23 protein-coding genes, 1 pseudogene and 1 riboswitch are annotated in these 21,498 nt (G+C 40.9%); of the genes and pseudogenes, 17 read left to right on the top strand and 7 right to left on the bottom strand.

What is annotated here, in order from left to right; genetic code table 11:
• The first annotated feature begins 13 nt into the window (after positions 1 to 13).
• From scpB to OC530_RS07235, 4 genes are read left to right on the top strand one after another with little or no spacing between them, the layout of a single operon-like run.
• Positions 14 to 583, top strand: a complete 570-nt coding sequence (gene scpB / locus OC530_RS07250) for an SMC-Scp complex subunit ScpB (RefSeq protein WP_000105303.1) — start codon at positions 14 to 16, stop codon at positions 581 to 583.
• Positions 570 to 1,292 (top strand): pseudouridine synthase, encoded by a 723-nt coding sequence (locus OC530_RS07245; protein ID WP_001222230.1) that lies wholly within the window; start codon positions 570 to 572, stop codon positions 1,290 to 1,292. Before scpB ends, OC530_RS07245 begins: the two co-directional genes overlap by 14 nt.
• Positions 1,292 to 1,528: a membrane protein insertion efficiency factor YidD gene (gene yidD / locus OC530_RS07240; RefSeq protein WP_049512981.1), complete on the top strand. Its 237-nt coding sequence runs from the start codon at positions 1,292 to 1,294 to the stop codon at positions 1,526 to 1,528. The genes OC530_RS07245 and yidD overlap by 1 nt, the downstream gene beginning before the upstream one ends.
• Positions 1,529 to 1,534: 6 nt before the next feature.
• Positions 1,535 to 1,693, top strand: coding sequence for a chlorohydrolase (locus OC530_RS07235; RefSeq protein ID WP_240148979.1), 159 nt, complete (start codon positions 1,535 to 1,537; stop codon positions 1,691 to 1,693).
• Between the two features lie 127 nt (positions 1,694 to 1,820).
• Here the strand turns inward: OC530_RS07235 and galE are convergent, their stop codons facing one another.
• Positions 1,821 to 2,819, bottom strand: coding sequence for a UDP-glucose 4-epimerase GalE (gene galE / locus OC530_RS07230; protein ID WP_262080890.1), 999 nt, complete (start codon positions 2,817 to 2,819; stop codon positions 1,821 to 1,823).
• Positions 2,820 to 3,113: 294 nt separating this feature from the next.
• Here galE and pepA point away from each other — a divergent pair, with 294 nt between their 5' ends.
• The 6 genes and pseudogenes from pepA to OC530_RS07200 all read left to right on the top strand — a co-directional run bounded on the left by pepA (position 3,114) and on the right by OC530_RS07200 (position 7,998).
• On the top strand, positions 3,114 to 4,178 hold the full coding sequence (pepA, locus tag OC530_RS07225; RefSeq protein WP_000209170.1) for a glutamyl aminopeptidase: 1,065 nt from the start codon (positions 3,114 to 3,116) through the stop codon (positions 4,176 to 4,178).
• A gap of 21 nt (positions 4,179 to 4,199) precedes the next feature.
• Positions 4,200 to 4,496, top strand: coding sequence for a bacteriocin immunity protein (locus OC530_RS07220; protein ID WP_262080887.1), 297 nt, complete (start codon positions 4,200 to 4,202; stop codon positions 4,494 to 4,496).
• Between the two features lie 577 nt (positions 4,497 to 5,073).
• The gene (locus OC530_RS07215; protein WP_262080886.1) at positions 5,074 to 5,517 is read left to right on the top strand and encodes a MarR family transcriptional regulator; all 444 of its coding nucleotides are present in this window, start codon (positions 5,074 to 5,076) and stop codon (positions 5,515 to 5,517) included.
• A 34-nt stretch (positions 5,518 to 5,551) separates the two neighbouring features.
• Positions 5,552 to 5,743, top strand: a pseudogene (locus OC530_RS07210) (polyketide cyclase); the annotation flags it as partial.
• A 13-nt stretch (positions 5,744 to 5,756) separates the two neighbouring features.
• Entirely contained in the window at positions 5,757 to 6,485 is a 729-nt protein-coding gene (locus OC530_RS07205) for an ABC transporter ATP-binding protein (RefSeq protein ID WP_112443807.1), read from the top strand.
• Positions 6,478 to 7,998 carry an ABC transporter permease/substrate-binding protein gene (locus OC530_RS07200; protein ID WP_112443808.1) on the top strand — a complete coding sequence of 507 codons (1,521 nt, stop codon included), beginning with the start codon at positions 6,478 to 6,480 and terminating at the stop codon, positions 7,996 to 7,998. Before OC530_RS07205 ends, OC530_RS07200 begins: the two co-directional genes overlap by 8 nt.
• 149 nt (positions 7,999 to 8,147) lie before the next feature.
• Here OC530_RS07200 and OC530_RS07195 read toward each other — a convergent pair whose 3' ends face one another.
• On the bottom strand, positions 8,148 to 8,684 hold the full coding sequence (locus tag OC530_RS07195) for a TetR/AcrR family transcriptional regulator (protein WP_218764309.1): 537 nt from the start codon (positions 8,682 to 8,684) through the stop codon (positions 8,148 to 8,150).
• Positions 8,685 to 8,816: 132 nt separating this feature from the next.
• Here OC530_RS07195 and OC530_RS07190 point away from each other — a divergent pair, with 132 nt between their 5' ends.
• The 3 genes from OC530_RS07190 (at position 8,817) to OC530_RS07180 (ending at position 11,448) form a co-directional block, all read left to right on the top strand.
• Positions 8,817 to 9,707, top strand: a complete 891-nt coding sequence (locus OC530_RS07190; RefSeq protein ID WP_262080883.1) for a cation diffusion facilitator family transporter — start codon at positions 8,817 to 8,819, stop codon at positions 9,705 to 9,707.
• 349 nt (positions 9,708 to 10,056) lie between these two features.
• The gene (gene nmlR / locus OC530_RS07185; protein WP_218764311.1) at positions 10,057 to 10,410 is read left to right on the top strand and encodes a stress response transcriptional regulator NmlR; all 354 of its coding nucleotides are present in this window, start codon (positions 10,057 to 10,059) and stop codon (positions 10,408 to 10,410) included.
• Positions 10,411 to 11,448, top strand: coding sequence for a zinc-binding dehydrogenase (locus OC530_RS07180; RefSeq protein ID WP_218764312.1), 1,038 nt, complete (start codon positions 10,411 to 10,413; stop codon positions 11,446 to 11,448).
• A gap of 67 nt (positions 11,449 to 11,515) precedes the next feature.
• On the opposite strand, the gene galR is transcribed toward OC530_RS07180, so the two are convergent.
• Positions 11,516 to 12,517, bottom strand: coding sequence for a DNA-binding transcriptional regulator GalR (gene galR, locus OC530_RS07175; RefSeq protein ID WP_262080879.1), 1,002 nt, complete (start codon positions 12,515 to 12,517; stop codon positions 11,516 to 11,518).
• A 163-nt stretch (positions 12,518 to 12,680) separates the two neighbouring features.
• Here galR and OC530_RS07170 point away from each other — a divergent pair, with 163 nt between their 5' ends.
• The 3 genes from OC530_RS07170 (at position 12,681) to OC530_RS07160 (ending at position 15,833) form a co-directional block, all read left to right on the top strand.
• Positions 12,681 to 13,859 carry a galactokinase gene (locus OC530_RS07170; protein WP_262080877.1) on the top strand — a complete coding sequence of 393 codons (1,179 nt, stop codon included), beginning with the start codon at positions 12,681 to 12,683 and terminating at the stop codon, positions 13,857 to 13,859.
• 18 nt (positions 13,860 to 13,877) lie between these two features.
• Positions 13,878 to 15,359, top strand: a complete 1,482-nt coding sequence (locus OC530_RS07165) for a UDP-glucose--hexose-1-phosphate uridylyltransferase (protein WP_262080875.1) — start codon at positions 13,878 to 13,880, stop codon at positions 15,357 to 15,359.
• Between the two features lie 69 nt (positions 15,360 to 15,428).
• The gene (locus OC530_RS07160) at positions 15,429 to 15,833 is read left to right on the top strand and encodes a PaaI family thioesterase (RefSeq protein WP_262080874.1); all 405 of its coding nucleotides are present in this window, start codon (positions 15,429 to 15,431) and stop codon (positions 15,831 to 15,833) included.
• A 45-nt stretch (positions 15,834 to 15,878) separates the two neighbouring features.
• On the opposite strand, the gene dcm is transcribed toward OC530_RS07160, so the two are convergent.
• Positions 15,879 to 17,144: a DNA (cytosine-5-)-methyltransferase gene (gene dcm, locus OC530_RS07155; protein WP_023940819.1), complete on the bottom strand. Its 1,266-nt coding sequence runs from the start codon at positions 17,142 to 17,144 to the stop codon at positions 15,879 to 15,881.
• Between the two features lie 116 nt (positions 17,145 to 17,260).
• Here dcm and OC530_RS07150 point away from each other — a divergent pair, with 116 nt between their 5' ends.
• A complete protein-coding gene (locus tag OC530_RS07150) occupies positions 17,261 to 18,751 on the top strand; it encodes a Sau3AI family type II restriction endonuclease (protein ID WP_262080871.1) in 1,491 nt (496 codons plus the stop codon).
• A gap of 53 nt (positions 18,752 to 18,804) precedes the next feature.
• On the opposite strand, the gene OC530_RS07145 is transcribed toward OC530_RS07150, so the two are convergent.
• The 3 genes from OC530_RS07145 to OC530_RS07135 all read right to left on the bottom strand — a co-directional run bounded on the left by OC530_RS07145 (position 18,805) and on the right by OC530_RS07135 (position 21,494).
• Positions 18,805 to 20,067, bottom strand: a complete 1,263-nt coding sequence (locus tag OC530_RS07145) for a nucleobase:cation symporter-2 family protein (protein ID WP_001194477.1) — start codon at positions 20,065 to 20,067, stop codon at positions 18,805 to 18,807.
• Positions 20,067 to 20,648 carry a xanthine phosphoribosyltransferase gene (locus OC530_RS07140; protein WP_262080866.1) on the bottom strand — a complete coding sequence of 194 codons (582 nt, stop codon included), beginning with the start codon at positions 20,646 to 20,648 and terminating at the stop codon, positions 20,067 to 20,069. The genes OC530_RS07145 and OC530_RS07140 overlap by 1 nt, the downstream gene beginning before the upstream one ends.
• 129 nt (positions 20,649 to 20,777) lie before the next feature.
• A riboswitch (purine riboswitch) is annotated at positions 20,778 to 20,873 on the bottom strand.
• 234 nt (positions 20,874 to 21,107) lie between these two features.
• Complete coding sequence (locus OC530_RS07135; RefSeq protein WP_112443817.1) at positions 21,108 to 21,494, bottom strand: VOC family protein; 387 nt, start codon at positions 21,492 to 21,494, stop codon at positions 21,108 to 21,110.
• Positions 21,495 to 21,498: the final 4 nt, after the last annotated feature.

Raw genomic sequence — 21,498 nt, 5'->3', positions numbered from 1 at the left:
ATAGAGAGGAAAGATGAGTACTTTAGCAAAAATAGAAGCGCTCTTGTTTGTAGCGGGTGAAGATGGGATTAGAGTCCGCCAGTTAGCTGAACTTCTCTCTCTGCCACCGACAGGCATCCAACAGAGTTTAGAAAAATTAGCCCAGAAGTATGAAAAGGACCCAGATTCCAGTTTGGCTCTGATTGAGACAGGGGGCGCTTATAGATTGGTGACCAAGCCTCAATTTGCAGAGATTTTGAAGGAATACTCTAAGGCACCTATCAACCAGAGTTTATCTCGGGCTGCCCTTGAGACCTTGTCCATTATTGCCTACAAACAGCCCATCACACGGATAGAGATTGATGCCATCCGTGGGGTCAACTCGAGTGGGGCTTTGGCAAAGTTGCAGGCCTTTGACTTGATACGAGAAGACGGGAAAAAAGAAGTGTTGGGTCGTCCCAACCTCTATGTGACTACGGATTATTTCCTAGATTACATGGGGATAAACCATTTAGAAGAATTACCAGTGATTGATGAGCTTGAGATTCAAGCCCAAGAAAGCCAATTATTTGGTGAAAGGATAGAAGAAGATGAGAATCAATAAGTATATTGCCCACGCAGGTGTGGCCAGTAGGAGAAAAGCAGAAGAGTTGATCAAGCAAGGCTTGGTGACGGTCAACGGCCAAGTAGTGCGTGAACTCGCAACCACTATCAAGTCAGGCGACAAGGTCGAAGTTGAAGGTCAACCTATCTACAACGAAGAAAAGGTCTATTATCTGCTTAATAAACCACGCGGTGTCATTTCCAGTGTGACAGATGACAAGGGCCGCAAGACGGTTGTCGACCTCTTGCCCAACGTGAAGGAGCGCATCTACCCTGTAGGTCGTTTGGACTGGGATACATCAGGAGTCTTGATTTTGACCAATGATGGGGATTTTACGGATGAGATGATTCACCCTCGTAATGAGATTGACAAGGTTTATGTCGCGCGTGTTAAAGGTGTGGCCAACAAAGAAAACCTCCGCCCTTTGACGCGTGGTCTTGAGATTGATGGCAAGAAAACCAAGCCTGCTGTCTATGAGATTCTCAAAGTGGACCCAGTCAAAAATCGCTCAGTAGTGCAGTTGACCATCCATGAAGGGCGCAACCATCAGGTTAAAAAAATGTTTGAAGCTGTCGGTCTTCAAGTGGACAAGTTATCACGGACTCGTTTCGGACATCTAGACTTGACAGGTCTTCGTCCAGGAGAATCCCGTCGTCTTAATAAAAAAGAAATCAGCCAACTACACACCATGGCTGTAACCAAGAAATAATGAAACGAATTTTAATAGCGCCTGTGCGCTTTTACCAACGGTTTATCTCACCAGCCTTTCCCCCCTCTTGTCGCTTTGAGCCGACTTGTTCAAACTACATGATTGAGGCTATTGAGAAACATGGCTTCAAGGGTGTCTTGATGGGTTTGACACGGATTTTACGTTGCCATCCTTGGTCGAAACCAGGTAAGGACCCTGTCCCAGACCATTTTTCTTTAAAGAGAAATGCAAAATAATACTCAATGAAAATCAAAGAGCAAACTAGGAAACTAGCCGCAGGCTGCTCAAAACAGTGTTTTGAGGTGGTGGATAGAACTGACGAAGTCAGCTCAAAATACTATTTTGAGGTTGCAGATAGAACTGACGAAGTCAGTAACATCTATACGGCAAGGCGGCGTTGATGTGGTTTGAAGAGATTTTCGAAGAGTATAAATTGGATTCTAATGTATAAAACACAGATAGATGATACTTGGTATTTATCAAGTGCCATCTATCTGTGTTTTTATTTATGATTGATGTTTCTGCTATTTATTCCAAAATGTTTTTGTCTTCTTTAACACGCCAATGATAATCCGATAAAATAATATCTTCGAGGGAGTAGCTAGCTTGCCAGTCAAGATATTGTTTAGCTTTTGATGCGTCTGCTAGGACGCTAGCTGGGTCACCAGCACGGCGATCAACAATTTCGTGTGGTATTTTTTGATTCAGTAGTTCTTCAGCAGTTTTAAAGATTTCTTTGACGGTATAGCCTTTTTCAGTTCCCAAGTTAAAGATTTGAGAAGAACTGTTTTCTTGAAATAGGTAGTTCATTCCTTTAACATGAGCCTGTGCAAGGTCCAAGACATGAATGTAATCCCGAATACATGAACCATCACGTGTATCATAGTCATCTCCAAATATTTTCAGGCTATCATTTTGTCCCAATGCGGTTTTGTTGATATTGGGAATGATGTGAGTTGGATTTTTCACACGTAGACCGTTTGAAGCATCCATTTCAGCCCCAGCAACATTAAAGTAACGGAAAATGACATATTTCCAATCGTAGCGATTGGCCATCCAGTAAATCATTCGTTCGCCCATCAATTTTGTCTCTGCGTAAGGATTGACAGGGTCGAGCAGGGTATCTTCAGTTGCTGGCTTGTCAATACAGTTATTACCATAGAGGGATGCAGTCGAAGAGAACATGATTTTTTGAATACCAACTTCAGATAAGACTTTGAGAACTTGGTTCATACCAGCAACATTGGCAGTGAAGTATTTGCTTGGATTTTCAATACTTTCGCTCACAACAATTTCACCTGCACAATGAAGAACAGCATCAATCTGATTTTCTTCTAAGTAAGCCTTTAAGGCGCTAGCATCATAAACATCCAGTTGTTTAAAGCTAGCACGACTATCCACAGCTGAACGATTTCCTGTAGAGAGATTATCGAGGACATGCACCTGGTAGCCAGCATTTAAAAGAGCTTTAACGGTATGGGAGCCAATGTAGCCAGCTCCACCTGTAACAAGAATTGTTTTGGTCATGATTTTTTCCTTTACCTATTTTTGTACTATTTTAAAGAAAGAAGAAGGCGAAGTCAACTATTTTCTGCAAATTTCATGAAAAAATTGAACAAATATAGTATTGAATTGTTTTTTGTTTGGGAATTAATAGTTGGGTTAATCTTGGAATAGTTCTTAGATTTTACCTCACATGCAAGAAAATACAATCTTTTTCTAAGATAGAGCAGGACTAAGATACTAACTTAGAAATCCACCTTCCCACTATCCTTCTCCTATAAAAAGTGGTAAAATGGATGGAAGAAAGAAGGAACTGAAATGACAACATTATTTTCAAAAATCAAAGAAGTAACAGAACTAGCTGCGATCTCAGGTCATGAGGCGCCTGTCCGTGCTTATCTTCGTGAAAAGTTAACACCGCACGTGGATGAAGTGGTGACAGATGGCTTGGGTGGTATTTTTGGTATCAAACATTCAGAAGCTGCAGATGCACCGCGTGTCTTGGTCGCTTCTCACATGGATGAAGTTGGTTTTATGGTCAGCGAGATTAAGCCAGACGGTACATTCCGTGTCGTAGAAATCGGTGGCTGGAACCCTATGGTAGTCAGCAGCCAACGTTTCAAACTTCTGACTCGTGATGGTCGTGAAATTCCTGTGATTTCAGGCTCTGTTCCTCCACATTTGACTCGTGGAAAGGGTGGACCAACCATGCCTGCTATTGCAGATATCGTCTTTGATGGTGGTTTTGCGGATAAGGCTGAGGCAGAAAGCTTTGGCATCCGTCCTGGCGACACCATCGTACCAGATAGTTCTGCAATCTTAACAGCCAATGAAAAAAATATCATCTCAAAAGCTTGGGACAATCGCTATGGAGTTCTCATGGTGAGCGAGCTAGCTGAAGCCTTGTCAGGTCAAAAACTTGGCAATGAACTCTATCTTGGCTCTAACGTCCAAGAAGAAGTTGGTCTTCGTGGTGCTCATACTTCCACAACTAAGTTTGACCCAGAAGTTTTCCTAGCAGTTGACTGCTCACCTGCTGGTGATGTTTATGGGGGTCAAGGCAAGATTGGAGATGGAACCTTGATTCGTTTCTACGACCCAGGTCACTTGCTTCTCCCAGGAATGAAGGACTTCCTTTTGACAACAGCTGAAGAAGCTGGTATCAAGTACCAATACTACTGTGGTAAAGGCGGAACGGACGCTGGCGCAGCCCATCTGAAAAATGGTGGTGTCCCATCTACAACAATCGGTGTTTGCGCTCGTTATATCCACTCTCATCAAACCCTCTACGCTATGGATGACTTCCTAGAAGCTCAAGCTTTCTTGCAAGCCTTGGTGAAGAAATTGGATCGTTCAACAGTTGATTTGATTAAAAATTATTAAACCATAAGGGAGGTGGTAGGGATGGTAGAACCAAACCTAGAAAGTCTTGTAAAAGATCTTTACAATCATGCCCGACATGATTTGAGTGAGGATTTAGTTGATGCTCTCCTAGAGACTGCTAAAAAACTGCCTACTACAAATGAGCAATTGCTGGCCGTCCGTCTCTCAGGACTCGTCAATCGTGAATTGCTCAAGAATCCCAGACATCCGGCACCTGAGTTGCTCAACTTGGCTCGTTTTATCAAAAGAGAAGAGGCCAAGTACAGAGGAACTGCAGCTTCTGCGCTTATGTATGGGAATATTTTTAAAATGCTTTGATTCCATTGTGGATCAAAGCATTTTTTTGTAAGACCTATCTCGTGAGCGTTCAAATAGTAGTAACAAGGAATCATGAGAAGTTAGCCGAGACCATAGTAGTGATGAAACTTCTGTAATGGAAGTGGAGAGAAGGGGGGAATCGTCAAACGGTAGGGGATAGGCTGTTTGAAGGGTGCTATGGGAAAGATAGGGTAAGGTGAAATTAAATACGAACAAATTGATTGGGAAATTCAAATCGCTTTCTATCAATGTTTTAGAAGATACAGTGCCCTAGTCCAACTTCAATATACTATAAAAGAACAGATGGAAGCAATTAAGATTTACTTCTATCTTTAAAATAAATGGTCTGATAGGAAAAACGTATCCCCTCATAAAATATAGGATAGTACGGATGGAAGGCTTTTGTAGACTGGAGGACGAAGGAGTTTAGAAACTCTCGTTAAAAGTTAGTTGAGCCGGAGTATGGTGGTGTGAATCATTAACAAAAATTATTTCTACATCGAAATAGTTGACAGTTGAAAGGACAAGTGTTACAATTATTTCATTCGTTTCGATATCGAAATAAATTGGAGGTGTTATGAAAGATAGTTATTTGCTAGCCCATCATATTCGTTTGTTGAATGGGCGGATTTTTCAAAAGTTACTGAGCCAAGACCCTGAAGCTCTTTATCGGAGTGAGCAGGGGAAGATTTTAGCGGTTTTATGGAATAGTGAAACTGGCTGCGCAACTGCGACAGATATTGTGCTTGCGACTGGGCTTGCGAATAATACGCTGACGACTATGATAAAAAAGCTAGAGGAACAAAATCTTGTAACTGTTAGTCCATGTGGAAAAGATAAGCGTAAGAAGTATTTGGTTTTAACAGAGTTGGGCAAGTCCCAGAAAGAAGTGGGGCATCGTGTCAGTCAGAAATTGGATACGATTTTTTACAAAGGATTTTCAGAGGAAGAAATTCGTCAGTTTGAAGCCTTTCAAGAAAGGATTTTGGCGAATCTGAAAGAGAAGGCAAATGAGGATTAAAATAGATCAAATTAGCTGTTTATAAGTAAAGGCCACTCTTGACTTTATTTTCCAACTCTTAGGACAAGGAAACTATGTGGTTAGCTATGGTCAGACTCAGATTGACGGAGTTGCCTATGCCCAGTACGATATCTTCCGTTTAGAGAACGGGAAAATTGTGGAGCATTGGGACAATAAGGAAGTCATGCCTAAGGTAGAAGACTTGACCAATCGAGGGAAGTTTTAAATGAGGACAAAGAATGATTGAATACAAAAATGTAGCTTTACGTTACACAGAAAAAGATGTCTTGAGAGATGTCAATTTACGGATTGAGAATGGGGAATTTATGGTTTTAGTTGGTCCATCTGGCTCAGGTAAGACGACCATGATTAAGATGATTAACCGTCTCTTGGAACCGACTGATGGAAATATTTATATGGATGGCAAGCGCATCAAAGACTATGATGAGCGTGAACTTCGTCTTTCTACTGGTTATGTTTTACAGGCTATTGCTCTCTTTCCCAATCTAACGGTCGCGGAAAATATTGCCCTGATTCCTGAGATGAAGGGCTGGACTAAGGAAGAAATTGCTCAGAAAACAGAAGAGCTTTTGGCAAAGGTTGGTTTACCAGTAGCTGAGTATGGGCATCGTTTGCCTAGTGAATTATCTGGTGGAGAACAGCAACGGGTCGGTATTGTTCGTGCCATGATTGGTCAGCCTAAGATTCTCCTCATGGATGAACCTTTTTCAGCCTTGGATGCTATTTCGAGAAAACAGTTGCAGATTCTGACAAAAGAATTGCATAAAGAGTTTGGAATGACAACTATTTTTGTAACCCATGATACGGATGAAGCTCTGAAATTGGCGGACCGTATTGCTGTCTTGCAGGATGGAGAGATTCGTCAGGTGGCGAATCCCGAGACGATTTTAAAAGCTCCTGCCACAGAATTTGTAGCAGACTTGTTTGGAGGTAGTGTTCATGACTAATTTAATTGCAACTTTTCAGGATCGTTTTAGTGATTGGTTGACAGCTCTATCTCAACATTTGCAGTTGTCACTTTTGACCTTGTTGCTGGCTATCTTTATAGCGATTCCCTTGGCTGTTTATCTTCGTTATCATGAGAAATTGGCGGATTGGGTCTTGCAGCTTGCAGGGATTTTCCAGACTATCCCGTCACTGGCCTTGTTGGGGCTCTTTATCCCCTTGATGGGAATTGGAACCTTGCCGGCTTTGACAGCTCTGGTGATCTATGCGATTTTCCCGATTTTGCAAAATACCATCACTGGACTCAAGGGAATTGATCCGAGTCTGCAAGAGGCTGGGATTGCCTTTGGGATGACTAGATGGGAACGTCTCAAGAAGTTTGAAATTCCACTTGCCATGCCTGTTATCATGTCTGGGATTCGGACAGCAGCAGTATTGGTTATCGGTACAGCAACCTTGGCGGCCTTGATTGGTGCAGGGGGGCTGGGTTCCTTTATCCTTTTGGGAATTGACCGTAATAATGCCAGTCTAATTTTGATTGGGGCACTTTCTTCTGCAGTGCTGGCCATTGCCTTTAACTTCCTACTAAAAGTGATGGAAAAAGCAAAATTGCGGATGATTTTTTCTGGTTTTGCCTTGGTGGCAATATTGCTCGGTCTATCTTATAGTCCAGCCCTCTTAGTTCAAAAAGAGAAAGAGAACTTGATCATTGCTGGGAAATTGGGACCGGAACCAGAAATTTTGGCCAATATGTATAAGTTGCTGATTGAAGAAAATACCAGTATGACCGCGACTGTTAAACCGAATTTTGGGAAGACAAGTTTCCTTTATGAAGCTCTGAAAAAAGGTGATATTGACATCTATCCTGAATTTACTGGTACGGTGACTGAAAGTTTACTTCAACCATCACCGAAAGTAAGTCATGAGCCAGAGCAGGTTTATAATGTGGCGCGTGATGGCATTGCCAAACAGGATCATCTAGCCTATCTCAAACCCATGTCTTATCAAAATACCTATGCTGTAGCTGTTCCGAAAAAGATTGCTCAAGAATATGGCTTGAAGACCATTTCGGACTTGAAAAAAGTGGAAGGGCAGTTGAAGGCAGGCTTTACACTTGAGTTTAATGACCGTGAAGATGGAAATAAGGGCTTGCAATCAATGTATGGTCTCAAGCTTAATGTAGCGACCATGGAGCCAGCCCTTCGCTATCAGGCAATTCAGTCAGGTGATATTCAAATCACGGATGCCTATTCGACTGATGCGGAATTGGCACGTTATGATTTACAGGTATTGGAAGATGACAAACAACTCTTCCCACCTTATCAAGGGGCTCCACTAATGAAAGAAGCTCTTCTCAAGAAACATCCAGAGTTGGAAACGGTTCTCAATAAATTGGCTGGTAAAATTACTGAAAGCCAGATGAGCCAGCTCAACTACCAAGTCGGTGTTGAAGGCAAGTCAGCAGAACAAGTAGCCAAGGAATTTCTACAAGAACAAGGTTTGTTGAAGAAATGATGGGGCAGAGACTTTAAGCATACTGAACTAAACTTCCTTAAACGACTAGATAAAAGAATGCTCAGACAATTTCGTCTGGGCTTTTTGATTATTGAAAAGATAAGAAACTCAGTAGCCTAGAAATAAGGCAACCGAGCTTTAATCTGTATTCAATTTTTAGGAATGAGAAGGTCTAGATAAAATTGGACAACTTCCTGTTCTGTGAAATCTTGCCCTTTTTTGAGCCACCAGGTCAATGTCTCGATAAAGTTGGATACGATTAAGTGTTGGAGGTAAGAAGTAGGCAGACTCGGGTGAGATTCTTTTAAATCATCAGCCATCACGGAATAGACATGGTGTTCTAGCTCTTTATGGAGTTGACGGAGGAAGTAGTCATTTTTGGAAAATAGCAGACTGGTGATATGGTCTTGGTTTTTCTGAAAATGCAGAAAGAGGTGGGCGAGATAGTCCACGGTAGAAACGGATTGCTCTCTTTCAAAGAGGTGATGGAAGAGGTGGCGGCAAAGCTCGTCCAGAAGAAGCTCCTTACTCTCATAGTGACAGTAAAAGGTGGATCGTCCCACATCTGCGAGATCAATGATATCCTGAACAGTAGTGGCCTCGTAGCCCTTAGCATTCAAAAGTTGTATAAAAGCTTGATAGATGGCTTTTTTGGTTTTGCTGATACGGCGGTCAATGTTAGTCATATGGACACTTGAGGCAAATTGTTCAGAACTGAATAAAGCTGACGTTTTGCTTCTATCCTTTCTTTGAGTTTTAGTGGATAATGATAATGAACAAGGTGTTCATAAATCTATTATAACAAAGGAATGAGAAATATGAAGGCAAAATATGCTGTTTGGGTGGCTTTTTTCTTAAATTTGACTTATGCCATTGTTGAGTTTATTGCAGGTGGAGTATTTGGTTCTAGCGCTGTTCTTGCTGACTCTGTGCATGACTTGGGAGATGCGATTGCAATTGGAATATCAGCTTTTCTAGAAACAATCTCTAATCGTGAAGAAGACAATCAGTACACCTTGGGCTATAAGCGGTTTAGCCTGCTAGGAGCCTTGGTAACAGCGATAATACTCATGACAGGATCTGTTCTAGTCATTTTGGAAAATGTCACGAAGATTTTGCATCCGCAACCAGTCAATGATGAGGGGATTCTCTGGTTAGGAATTATTGCGATTACTATCAATCTGTTAGCGAGTCTGGTGGTTGGTAAGGGAAAGACAAAGAATGAGTCTATTCTGAGTCTTCATTTTCTGGAAGATACGCTAGGGTGGGTAGCTGTTATCCTGATGGCGATTGTTCTTCGATTTACGGACTGGTATATCCTAGATCCTCTTTTGTCCCTTGTCATTTCTTTCTTTATTCTTTCAAAAGCCCTTCCACGTTTTTGGTCTACGCTCAAGATTTTCTTGGATGCTGTGCCAGAAGGTCTTGATATCAAGCAAGTAAAGAATGGCCTGGAGAGATTGGACAATGTGGCCAGCCTTAATCAGCTTAATCTCTGGGCTATGGATGGTTTGGAAAAAAATGCCATTGTCCATATTTGTATGAAAGAAATGGGGAATATGGAAGCTTGTAAAGAATCTATTCGAATTTTCCTCAAAGATTGTGGTTTTCAAAACGTCACCATTGAGGTTGATGAAGACCTAGCAACCCACCGAGCCCATAAGCGAAAGGTGTGTGACTTGGAGCGGAATCATGAGCATCATCATTAGAAAAAAATGAAAAATACTTGGATACTATCTTATTTGGAATAGAGTAATTTCTTTATTATTTATACTCAATGAAAATCAAAGAGCAAACTAGGAAGCTAGCCGCAGGCTGTACTTGAGTACGGCAAGGCGAAGCTGACGTGGTTTGAATTTGATTTTCGAAGAGTATTAAATATGTTAAAAGATTGGTAAGAAAAGAGCATTGTATAAATTCCAGATGTATGAATGCTGATGGTAAAATTTTTCGATTAGATGCAAAATGCTTGACTTGGAGTCAACTCAAAGTTATATAATAAGATAAGTGAGTTAGAATAATTTCAACTCAGTGAATGAAATGAGAGGAGGTTAGCCTATGAATATTAAATCTGCTAGTGACTTGTTGGGAATTTCAGCGGATACGATTCGGTATTATGAACGGGTTGGTCTTGTGCCACCGATTACTCGTACCGCGACAGGGATTCGTGACTTTCAAGATCAGGATATAGAAGCACTGGAATTTATTAAGTGTTTTCGTTCGGCAGGTGTCTCTGTGGACAGTTTAGTTGACTATATGTCGCTATACCAAAAGGGGGATGAAACGAGAGAAGAGAGGCTTGGTATTTTAGAAGAGGAACAGAAAAAATTAGAGGAACGCTTGTCTCAGTTACAGGTGGCTTTAAATCGCTTAAATCTCAAAATTAAACTTTACAAGGAAGGAAAATTTTAAATGAAATCAGCAGTATATACGAAGGCAGGCCAGGTTGGACTTGCTACAATTGAACGTCCGCAAATTATAGAAGCAGATGATGTGATTATTCGTGTAGTTCGCGCGTGCGTTTGCGGATCGGATCTGTGGAGGTACCGTAATCCAGAAACGAAAGCTGGACACAAAAATAGTGGACACGAAGCGATTGGGATTGTTGAAGAAGTTGGGGAAGCCATTACGACGGTGAAACCAGGTGACTTTGTCATCGTCCCTTTTACCCATGGATGTGGTGAGTGTGATGCCTGTCTTGCTGGCTTTGACGGTTCTTGCGACAATCATATTGGTAATAACTTGGGGGGCGATTTTCAGGCGGAATATATCCGTTTCCACTATGCAAACTGGGCGCTGGTTAAAATCCCTGGACAACCTTCTGACTACACAGAAGGTATGCTCAAGTCCCTCTTGACTCTTGCAGATGTCATGCCAACAGGCTATCATGCGGCGCGTGTTGCTAATGTTCAAAAAGGGGATAAGGTTGTGGTCATTGGTGATGGGGCTGTTGGTCAATGTGCTGTCATCGCGGCTAAGATGCGTGGTGCTTCACAAATTATTCTTATGAGCCGTCATGAAGACCGTCAAAAGATGGCTCTGGAGTCAGGTGCGACAGCTGTTGTAGCTGAACGTGGTCAAGAAGGAATTGCCAAGGTGCGTGAGATTCTAGGTGGTGGTGCAGATGCAGCTCTGGAATGTGTTGGAACAGAAGTAGCGGTTGATCAAGCTCTTGGTGTTCTCCATAATGGAGGTCGTATGGGATTTGTAGGAGTCCCACACTATAATAATCGTGCTCTTGGTTCGACATTTATGCAAAATATCTCTGTAGCAGGAGGGGCAGCTTCTGCTACAACATACGATAAGCAATTTTTACTAAAAGCCGTCCTTGATGGTGACATCAATCCAGGTCGCGTCTTTACTTCAAGTTATAAATTGGAAGATATTGATCAAGCTTATAAAGATATGGATGAACGCAAGACCATTAAGTCTATGATTGTAATCGAATAAAAAAGAAAATCCTAATGGAGATTTGAGACTCTCTATTAGGATTTTTGGTTTTATTATATTAGTTGAGTTATGGCAGAGTACTTTCTCTCAAGGTCAATCTAGTTCCCAGCATGGTCAGGCTGGGGATTTTGCGACCGTGGAGTACTTCCTTGTTAAGAATATCCATACCTGCTCGGCCCATTTCTTCGGTATAGACGGTGATGCTAGAGAGGGGAGGATAGACCTGCTTGGTCAGACTGGTGTCGTTGAATGAAATGAGGCTGACGCGGTCTGGCAGGCTGATTCCAGCTTCTTGGAGGGCACGGAGGGCACCGATAGCTAAACTATCGCTGGCTGCGAAAAATGCTGGCGGAAGTTGGTCTCCTAAGCTCTGAATGGCCTCCTTCATCAAGTCATAGCCAGACTGGGCAGTAAAGCTTCCTTGAAAGACCAGTTCATCATGATAGATTCCCTTTTTTCGACTGTAGTTCTTAAAATTTTCCAGTCGCTTATCCTCAATGATTTCTTCTTGGTCAGTTGTTTCTTCAAGGCCTGTTAGAATCCCGATACGGTCCATCCCTTGACTGAGGAAATAATCGACAACCTGTTTCATGGCAGTATAAAAGTCCGTGATAATGCAGGTATGTCCCAGGGAAAGTGTATCGCTGTCTAGAAATACAAGAGGCTTTTGGTATTCTTCAAAGGCAGAAATCTGAGTTCGGCTAAACTTTCCGATGCAGAGAATCCCAATCACTTCCTCGCTTAGGGTAAAAGGATGGTCATTAAAATAGCGCAAGATATCGTAGTCCAACTCTTGGGCTCTTTTTTCAATACCCAAGCGAATCTGGTAGTAGTAGAGGTCGTCCAGCTCCCCTTGTTCGCTGACCCATTGGATAATGGCAATCTTTTGCTTGGGTTTGTGGGACTCGCCTGTCTTGAGGTGCTTGGTGTAGCCCAGCTCTTCAGCAACGGTTAAAATACGGTGTCTGGTTTCTTCTGTAACAGATAGGCTCTGGTCGCGATTGAGGACGCGGGATACGGTCGCGATAGAGACAGAGGCTAGCTGTGCAATGTCTTTTAAGGTAGCCATAAATCCTCCTTTTTAAGGTTAGTATATCATATTTTTCTGCCTTTTACTGATATTTTAGTAAAATTTTAGTAAAAAGGATTGACCTTGGGAAATCCCTTGGATACAATAGAAGAAAACGATTACACGTTAAGGTGACTTAACGGACAGTCAAAGGAGAATTCATATGACACAAGATCTTACTGCTGAAGCCCTTCGAAAAGACTTTCTTGCTGTTTTTGGTCAAGAAGCAGATCAAACATTCTTTTCACCAGGCCGTATCAATCTGATTGGTGAACATACGGACTACAACGGTGGGCACGTTTTTCCAGCTGCTATTTCCTTGGGAACTTACGGTGCAGCTCGTAAGCGTGATGATCAAGTCTTGCGTTTCTACTCAGCTAACTTTGAGGACAAGGGCATTATCGAAGTGCCTCTCGCTGACCTCAAGTTTGAAAAAGAGCACAACTGGACCAATTATCCAAAAGGAGTTCTTCATTTCTTGCAAGAAGCTGGACATGTGATTGACAAAGGTTTTGATTTTTATGTTTATGGGAATATCCCAAATGGTGCTGGCTTGTCTTCTTCAGCATCCTTGGAACTCTTGACAGGAGTCGTGGCAGAGCATCTCTTTGATTTAAAACTAGAGCGTCTCGATTTGGTTAAAATCGGCAAACAAACAGAAAATAACTTTATCGGAGTAAATTCTGGCATTATGGACCAGTTTGCTATTGGTATGGGGGCTTACCAACGTGCTATTTACTTAGATACTAACACTTTAGAGTATGACTTGGTGCCACTTGATTTGAAGGACAATGTCGTTGTTATCATGAACACTAACAAACGCCGTGAATTGGCCGACTCTAAATACAATGAACGTCGTGCTGAGTGTGAAAAAGCAGTGGAAGAATTGCAAGTTGCCTTAGATATTCAGACCTTGGGTGAATTGGATGAGTGGGCCTTTGACCAATACAGCTATCTAATTAAAGATGAAAATCGTTTGAAACGTGCTCGCCATGCTGTGCTTGAAAACCAACGTACCCTTAAAGCGCAAGCAGCCCTTCAAGCAGGTGATTTGGAAACATTTGGTCGTTTGATGAATGCATCACACGTTTCTCTGGAACATGATTATGAAGTAACTGGCTTGGAATTAGATACCCTAGTTCATACGTCTTGGGATCAAGAAGGAGTTCTCGGTGCTCGTATGACAGGGGCAGGTTTTGGCGGATGTGCCATTGCCTTGGTGCAAAAAGATGCTGTTGATGACTTTAAGGAAGCTGTAGGCAAACACTACGAGGAAGTAGTTGGCTACGCTCCAAGCTTCTATATCGCTGAAGTTGCAGGTGGCACTCGCGTCCTTGACTAGTCAAAAGGAGACTCTATAGTGACCTTAGTAGATAAATTTGTAACACATGTCATTTCTGAAAGTTCATTTGAGGAAGTGGATCGAATCTACCTGACCAATCGTGTCTTGGCACGAGTGGGAGACGGTGTTTTGGAAGTTGAGACCAATCTGGATAAATTGATTGACCTCAAGGACCAGCTGGTTGAGGAAGCCGTTCGATTAGAGACGATTGAGGATAGTCAGACTGCGCGTGAAATCCTCGGTGCTGAATTGATGGACTTGGTAACTCCTTGTCCGAGTCAGGTCAATCGTGACTTTTGGGCAACCTACGCCCAATCTCCTGAGCAGGCGATAGCGGACTTCTACCAACTCAGTCAGAAAAATGACTACATCAAACTCAAGGCCATTGCTAAAAATATTGCTTATCGTGTTCCATCTGACTACGGAGAACTTGAAATTACCATCAATCTCTCTAAGCCTGAAAAGGATCCCAAAGAGATTGCGGAAGCCAAGTTGGTGCAAGCTAGTAATTATCCTCAGTGTCAGCTTTGTCTAGAGAATGAGGGCTACCATGGTCGAATCAACCACCCAGCTCGCAGCAATCACCGGATTATCCGTTTTGAAATGGCTGGTCAGGAGTGGGGCTTCCAGTATTCTCCCTATGCTTATTTTAATGAGCACTGTATTTTCTTAGATGGCCGGCATCGTCCCATGGCGATTAGCCGTCAGAGTTTTGAACGTTTGCTAGCTATCGTAGAGCAGTTCCCAGGTTATTTTGCAGGCTCTAATGCCGACCTGCCGATTGTGGGTGGCTCTATTCTGACTCATGATCATTATCAGGGAGGCCGTCACGTATTTCCGATGGAATTGGCTCCCTTGCAAAAGACTTTCTCTTTTACTGGTTTTGAGCAGGTCAAGGCTGGGATTGTCAAGTGGCCAATGTCAGTGTTGCGTTTGACTTCGGCTTCCAAAGAAGATTTGATCAACTTAGCTGACAAGATTTTGCAGGAATGGCGCCAGTATTCAGATCCAAGGGTGCAAGTCTTGGCAGAAAGTAATGGAACACCACACCATACAATTACACCCATTGCCCGCAAACGCGATGGACAGTTTGAGTTGGACTTGGTCTTGCGGGACAATCAGACTTCTGCAGAACATCCTGATGGCATCTATCATCCTCACAAGGATGTCCAACATATCAAGAAGGAAAATATCGGCTTGATTGAGGTCATGGGCTTGGCAATCTTGCCACCACGTCTGAAAGAAGAAGTGGAGCAAGTCGCTAGCTATCTTGTAGGAGAAACTGTTACAGTTGCCGATTATCATCAGGAATGGGCAGACCAACTTAGAGCCCAATATCCAGACATAACAGATAAAGAAAAAGCCCTTGAAATCGTCAAGGACTCTGTTGGTGCTATCTTTGCACGTGTGCTTGAGGACGCAGGAGTCTACAAGCAGACAGAACAAGGACAGGCAGCCTTTATGCGCTTTGTGGAGCAGGTCGGAATTTTGTCAGACTAGGAGCTTTCTCCTTGCACAGTCCTATAAAAAGTAGTATCATAGTGTCGTTTGAAATATCAGGAGGAAACGATGAAAGACTTTCATTTTGACGCTATATCTGCCTTTGAAAATTACGAAATTGAACAAATGAGAGATGGTCACGTTGTGGTGACGACCAAAGTAGTGGACTCGTCGCTCAACTACTATGGCAATGCTCATGGTGGCTATCTCTTTACCCTTTGCGACCAGATCAGTGGTTTGGTGGTCATATCTCTGGGACTTGATGGGGTGACACTCCAATCCTCTATCAACTACCTTAAGGCAGGAAAACTCGACGATGTATTGACCATTAAAGGAGAATGTGTCCATCAAGGTCGTACAACCTGTGTGATGGATGTGGATATCACCAATCAAGAGGGCAGAAATGTCTGTAAGGCAACCTTTACTATGTTTGTCACAGGCCAAAGGTCTGAGGAAAGACGGGTAAGTATATAGATAAACAAAAAAGAGGCTTACACCTCTTTTTTAGTTTCAGATAAATCAATCAATTTCTTTAATAAACTTAGCAATTTCCTTTACAATCTCAGTAACCAAAGCATTTCCCATAAAAAACATTCTCATTTTATCAGATACCTCTACAATAGAACCATCAGATAATTTCTTTTTAGCTGTCCAATCATCTGGGAAATCCTGAAGTCGTTCAGCTTCAATGGGGGTAATTAATCTATATTTATTATTTACAAATAATAAATGTGTAGAACGATTAACCGTTCCTTCGGATGTAAGCATTGTTCGTCCAGGAAGGTTTAAATCATCATAAGGTGACATTCCCCCTTCTGAATAGATGTATTGATGTCCGTCAGAGGATGTTCGTTCAATTTTTTTAGGTCCTCTAAGATATTGAAATTTTTCCAATTTTGACTGATCAGTTAAAAAATATTTTTCAGGTACTTCAGACTCATCTTGAAGAATTTCTCCTAGAGTGATGGGATTACCATTGTAATTAGGTTCTGTATCAATAGAATAGTACTTTCCACGTCTCATAATTCCTGTATTCCAAACAGTACCAGTAAAAGTATCTGAAACTTCAACTATATCATTTGGTAACTCATAAAACACATGACGATTTTTAACTGCTATAGGTTTAATAGGAAATTGTTTTGCAAATAGACCTTGATTGAAAATATAGTCATCATACCTATTATCTTCAAAGATTTCTTCATTTTTTTCGTAAAGATTGTCAATTTTTTGGGCAAAGACTGTATCATTTCGATATACGAAAAAGAATACACGACGTCTTCGTTGGCTTCTTCCATACTCAGCAGCATTAATAACTCTCCACTCAACAGAATATCCGAGATTATTAAAAGCTGTGAGCATGATTGCAAAATCACGTCCTCTTTGTTTTGAGGGCGCTTTTAAAAGCCTATCTACATTTTCTAGAATTAAGTATTTGGGTTTAATGATTTCCGTTGCTCTAATGATTTCCCAAAATAAAACTCCTTTTTTTCCTTCAATACCTTTCTCATTTTTTTTACTACGAGCAACAGAGTAATCTTGGCAAGGAAAACCACCGACAATCATATCGGCATCCATTTTGGAAAATTGTTCGTCTGTTATATCAGAGATACTAATATTGATGTTTTTGCTATTGGGGAAGTGATAATCATAGACCTCAAATGCGTCTTGAGATTTACGAGATGGTTCCCATTGGTTTGCCCATTTTGTTTTAAAGAGTTGCTTATCGGCATTTTCTAATCCTATCCGAAAACCGCCAACTCCAGCAAATAGTTCGAGAACTTTCATCTTTTCTCCTTCATTTTTTTACAGTTTAATCCATTATATACTATTTTCAATGATTGATCAAGTATTAATGTTTGCTTTAGTTTAATTTGATATAATATAAAAGATAGGAGAAGAAAATGGATCAAAACTTATTTAACTATAACGATGAAGATATCGATAGTGTTATTGAATATTCTCATAAACTATTAAATAGAAAATTTTCCGATGTTATGGAGGAGTATAATCGTTCGCTTTATAAATCATATGACGATTATAATGATAGAGTAGTCTCTGAGGTACAAGATAAAGTAATTAGTATGAAGTCAAAAGGGCAGTATGGAAATTATATTGAAAAATATTTCTATGGTTATCAGCTAAATAGTGACTCGGAAGCTGACTTTGAAAAAATAGGTGTAGAATTAAAAGTTACTCCTTTTAAGATAAACAAAAATGGGACACTTAGTGCAAAAGAACGACTTGTATTAACAATACTAAACTATATGGAGGAAAATTTAGAGGATTTTTACTCCACTCATTTATGGAAAAAATGTGCAAAGATTTTGTTATTGTTTTACAATGGCTTAATTCCTAATCAAACAATGAAGGACTATGTCATTGAAAAAATATTTTTATATGAATGGTTTGAGGAAGATATGGCAGTCATCCTTGAAGACTATCAGAAGATTACAGATAAAATCAAAAATGGAAAGGCACATGAATTATCAGAATCAGATGGAAACTATTTATCAACTTGTACAAAAGGGGCAGGTAAAGGAAAGGATTTAAGACAACAACCTTTTAGTCATGAATTAGCAAAACAAAGAGCTTGGGAATTAAAATCAAGTTATATGACCTATCTGATAAATCATAAAATCTTTAATCAATCAGATCAAGAAAGTGTTCTGGCTAATTTTAGGGGTGAGAAAAAATCATTTACTGAGGTTATTGCAGAGAAGATTCTTTCCTACAAAGGTTTTTCTGAACAAGAGTTATATGATAGATTTGAAGTGAATTCCAAAGCAAAAGGTAAGAATAGTACTCTGATTAGAAAAATTTTAGGCTTAACAGGGGATTTAGATAAGACAAAAGAATTTCAAAAAGCAAACATGAATTTGAGAGTTATTCGAGTAGATAAGAATAATTTACCTAAGGAAGACTCTCCATTTAAAACTTATTGTTTTAAAGAACTAGCAGCAACAGATAGTTGGGAATCATCACATGTTTATAATGAAATTTATAATAAACGATTCCTTTTCGTTATTTTTAAGGAAATTGAACCTAAGCTATTTGTATTAGATTCTATCAAGTTTTGGGGATTTCAGGATAGACAATTAGAAGAAATCCAAAGAGTATGGCAGGAAACTAGACAAATTATTTCTGACGGAGTTAAATTAACTCAAAACGGTAATAAAGTTTCAACTAATTTCCCTCAAAGTAAGATAAACAAAATTCTATTTACGAAACTACATGCTACCAATACTTATTATGAAATTGACAAAGGAAAATTTGTTGGGAAAGGTTCATTATCTGATACGGATGAACTTCCAGATGGACGTAGGATTACAAAACACTCCTTTTGGATGCCTAAGAAGTTTATTAAAGAAATATTAGATGGGAATTGGGATTGATTGTATTTATAATCAATTTGTGATAAACAAAAAGAGGCTCACACCTCTTTTTCTTATTTCTTTTTATGATTCAGTACCGCATTGAGGACAATGGCGAGTAGGCTGGCTACGACGATTCCGTTTGAGAAGAACATTTGGAAGGCTGTCGGCATGCTGACAAAGAGATTACTGTTGTTGAGTCCGACACCTGCAGCGATTGATACAGCTGCTATAAGGAAGTTGTGTTCATTGTTAGCAAAGTCAACACGGGCGAGGATTTGCATCCCTTGAATAGATACAAAACCAAACATCACCAGCATGGCACCACCGAGGACAGGGCTCGGAATGATTTGGGCAAGGGCACCAAACTTAGGAAGGAGTCCAAGGAGAACGAGGAAACCAGCTGCGTAGTAGATTGGCAGACGAGTCTTGATACCTGACAATTTAACCAAACCAACGTTTTGTGAAAATCCGGTGTAAGGGAAGGTGTTAAAGATTCCTCCGAGAAGTACGGCCAAACCTTCTGCGCGGTAACCGTTGCGAAGGCGTGTGCTATCGATTGGGTCTTTCGTGATATCAGACAAGGCTAGATAAACACCAGTAGACTCAACCATAGACACCGTTGCGATGATACACATCATGACAATAGATGAGATTTCAAAGGTTGGCATCCCAAAGTAGAGGGGAGTTGGGACATGGACAAGCGGTGCTGCTGCAACAGGAGAGAAGTCAACCAAGCCCATGCTAGCAGCAATGGCAGTTCCAACAACCAAACCAATCAAAATAGAGATAGACTTGATAAATCCTTTGGTAAAGATGTTAATCAAGAGGATAATCAAAACAGTGATAGCTGCAAGCAAGAGACTTTGACCAGTTGGCTCTGGAACGTTATTTCCCATATTTCCAATAGCGACAGGAATCAAGGTTAAACCAATCGTGGTAATAACAGATCCTGTTACGATAGATGGGAAGAGATTAGCTACTTTTGAGAAGATGCCTGACACAAGAACAACGTAAATCCCTGATGCGATAAGGGCACCAAACATAGCACCACTACCATGGCTTTGTCCAATCATAATCAAGGGAGCGACGGATTGGAAGGCTACTCCGAGAACGACTGGGAGTCCAATACCAAAGTATTTGTTGAGTTGGAGTTGGAGGAAGGTTGCCACTCCACACATGAAGATATCTGTAGAAATCAGGTAGGTCAACTGCTCAGCTGAATAGCCAAGGGCTGTCGCAATCATGATGGGAACTAGGATGGATCCTGAGTACATGGCTAGTAAGTGCTGCAAGCCAAGAACGGCTGCTTGTGAATGTTTTTCTTGAGTTTGCATTAGAGATCTGCCTCCTTAAAAATAACTTGACCATTTTCAAAACGATCCAAACGAGCGAGTGATAGAACAGGGTAGCCTGCTTTTTCAAGCAAATCACGTCCATCTTGGAAGGATTTTTCAATCACAATACCGATAGCTTCGACTGTGGCACCAGCTTGTTCAATGATTTGAATTAAGCCTTTAGCAGCTTGGCCATTAGCAAGGAAATCGTCGATAATCAAGACCTTGTCCTCTGGTGAGAGGAATTTTCTAGCGATAGAAACGGTGCTGGTTACCTGCTTGGTAAAGGAGTAAACTTCGGCAGTTAAGATGCCTTCGTTCATAGTGATGTTTTTAGCTTTTTTAGCGAAAATCATGGGAACGTTTAAGGCTTCAGCTGTAAAAATGGCTGGGGCAATACCTGACGCTTCAATGGTCACGACTTTGGTAATGCCAGCAGAAGCAAATTTTTCCGCAAAAACCTTACCAATCTCTCGCATCAAGCTAAAGTCAACTTGGTGGGTTAAAAAGGAATCCACCTTGAGGATGTTATCACCCAAGATATGCCCATCCTTGAGGATGCGCTCTTCTAATAATTTCATAAGACCTCCTAAAGTCTAAAAGCCAATCCATTTGCTTGTTTCAGATTTCTACCCAGTAAAACGGATAGAAAAAGGACCTACTTAATCTCTAAGCAAGTCCCCAAAATAGGCATGGCAAAAAAGACCATACCTCACTGCTGACTTACTTATTGTTAGGTGTTCCGGCACCTTGTAGAAACGTCGCACCAATTCACGACATAAACAAGTAAAATGATATTCAATTTTAAATAGGCTTGAGCCAATGTTTTTATTTTACACTAAATAACTTTAGAAATCAAATATTTTGTTAGTATTTTGGTTTGAAAAACGAACAAATATAATAAAAATGGGCAAAAAACAACTTATTTGCTAACCTTTAGAAGGTTTTTCCAGCATAAAAGGGCATATTATCAAGATTTTCCAAGACTTGACAATATGCCTTTTTCTAACTTTAAAGACTTTTTCCCAATCTTTATTATTCTACTCGCTAAATCTTAAAAAATAGCCATCTGGATCCAAAACTGCAAATTCATGGGGATAGATATATTGTTCGCCAACTCGAAATTCTCTTTTAGTCAAAGGACGATGAATAGGATAGTTAGACTCGATTACTTTCTGATAGAGTCGAGGAACATCTGCAATGCCAAAGGAAATATTGACACCGCGTCCGAAAGGATAGGTCAGTTGGGCTAATTCTTCTGCGCTGCCTTCTTCTAACATGAGCTGGCAGTCTTCAAGCGAGAGGAAGAGAAATTTCTCCTCGGGGCGCTCGTATTCGACAGAGAATCCTAGCAGGTCGCAGTAGAAGTGGCGTGATTTTTCGATGTCAGATACTACAAATTCAGGAATGACAGCTTGATAGTCCATTCGT

The sequence above is a fragment of the Streptococcus sp. Marseille-Q5619 genome (assembly GCF_946901205.1).
GTDB lineage: Bacteria > Bacillota > Bacilli > Lactobacillales > Streptococcaceae > Streptococcus.
This window is presented reverse-complemented; position numbering and strand designations above follow the sequence as displayed.

Bases quoted from the DNA above. Each gene is read 5' to 3' on its own strand.
- scpB (WP_000105303.1), top strand. From the start codon at position 14: ATGAGTACTTTAGCAAAAATAGAAGCGCTCTTGTTTGTAGCGGGTGAA.
- OC530_RS07245 (WP_001222230.1), top strand. From the start codon at position 570: ATGAGAATCAATAAGTATATTGCCCACGCAGGTGTGGCCAGTAGGAGA.
- yidD (WP_049512981.1), top strand. From the start codon at position 1,292: ATGAAACGAATTTTAATAGCGCCTGTGCGCTTTTACCAACGGTTTATC.
- OC530_RS07235 (WP_240148979.1), top strand. From the start codon at position 1,535: ATGAAAATCAAAGAGCAAACTAGGAAACTAGCCGCAGGCTGCTCAAAA.
- galE (WP_262080890.1), bottom strand. From the start codon at position 2,819: ATGACCAAAACAATTCTTGTTACAGGTGGAGCTGGCTACATTGGCTCC.
- pepA (WP_000209170.1), top strand. From the start codon at position 3,114: ATGACAACATTATTTTCAAAAATCAAAGAAGTAACAGAACTAGCTGCG.
- OC530_RS07220 (WP_262080887.1), top strand. From the start codon at position 4,200: ATGGTAGAACCAAACCTAGAAAGTCTTGTAAAAGATCTTTACAATCAT.
- OC530_RS07215 (WP_262080886.1), top strand. From the start codon at position 5,074: ATGAAAGATAGTTATTTGCTAGCCCATCATATTCGTTTGTTGAATGGG.
- OC530_RS07205 (WP_112443807.1), top strand. From the start codon at position 5,757: ATGATTGAATACAAAAATGTAGCTTTACGTTACACAGAAAAAGATGTC.
- OC530_RS07200 (WP_112443808.1), top strand. From the start codon at position 6,478: ATGACTAATTTAATTGCAACTTTTCAGGATCGTTTTAGTGATTGGTTG.
- OC530_RS07195 (WP_218764309.1), bottom strand. From the start codon at position 8,684: ATGACTAACATTGACCGCCGTATCAGCAAAACCAAAAAAGCCATCTAT.
- OC530_RS07190 (WP_262080883.1), top strand. From the start codon at position 8,817: ATGAAGGCAAAATATGCTGTTTGGGTGGCTTTTTTCTTAAATTTGACT.
- nmlR (WP_218764311.1), top strand. From the start codon at position 10,057: ATGAATATTAAATCTGCTAGTGACTTGTTGGGAATTTCAGCGGATACG.
- OC530_RS07180 (WP_218764312.1), top strand. From the start codon at position 10,411: ATGAAATCAGCAGTATATACGAAGGCAGGCCAGGTTGGACTTGCTACA.
- galR (WP_262080879.1), bottom strand. From the start codon at position 12,517: ATGGCTACCTTAAAAGACATTGCACAGCTAGCCTCTGTCTCTATCGCG.
- OC530_RS07170 (WP_262080877.1), top strand. From the start codon at position 12,681: ATGACACAAGATCTTACTGCTGAAGCCCTTCGAAAAGACTTTCTTGCT.
- OC530_RS07160 (WP_262080874.1), top strand. From the start codon at position 15,429: ATGAAAGACTTTCATTTTGACGCTATATCTGCCTTTGAAAATTACGAA.
- dcm (WP_023940819.1), bottom strand. From the start codon at position 17,144: ATGAAAGTTCTCGAACTATTTGCTGGAGTTGGCGGTTTTCGGATAGGA.
- OC530_RS07150 (WP_262080871.1), top strand. From the start codon at position 17,261: ATGGATCAAAACTTATTTAACTATAACGATGAAGATATCGATAGTGTT.
- OC530_RS07145 (WP_001194477.1), bottom strand. From the start codon at position 20,067: ATGCAAACTCAAGAAAAACATTCACAAGCAGCCGTTCTTGGCTTGCAG.
- OC530_RS07140 (WP_262080866.1), bottom strand. From the start codon at position 20,648: ATGAAATTATTAGAAGAGCGCATCCTCAAGGATGGGCATATCTTGGGT.
- OC530_RS07135 (WP_112443817.1), bottom strand. From the start codon at position 21,494: ATGGACTATCAAGCTGTCATTCCTGAATTTGTAGTATCTGACATCGAA.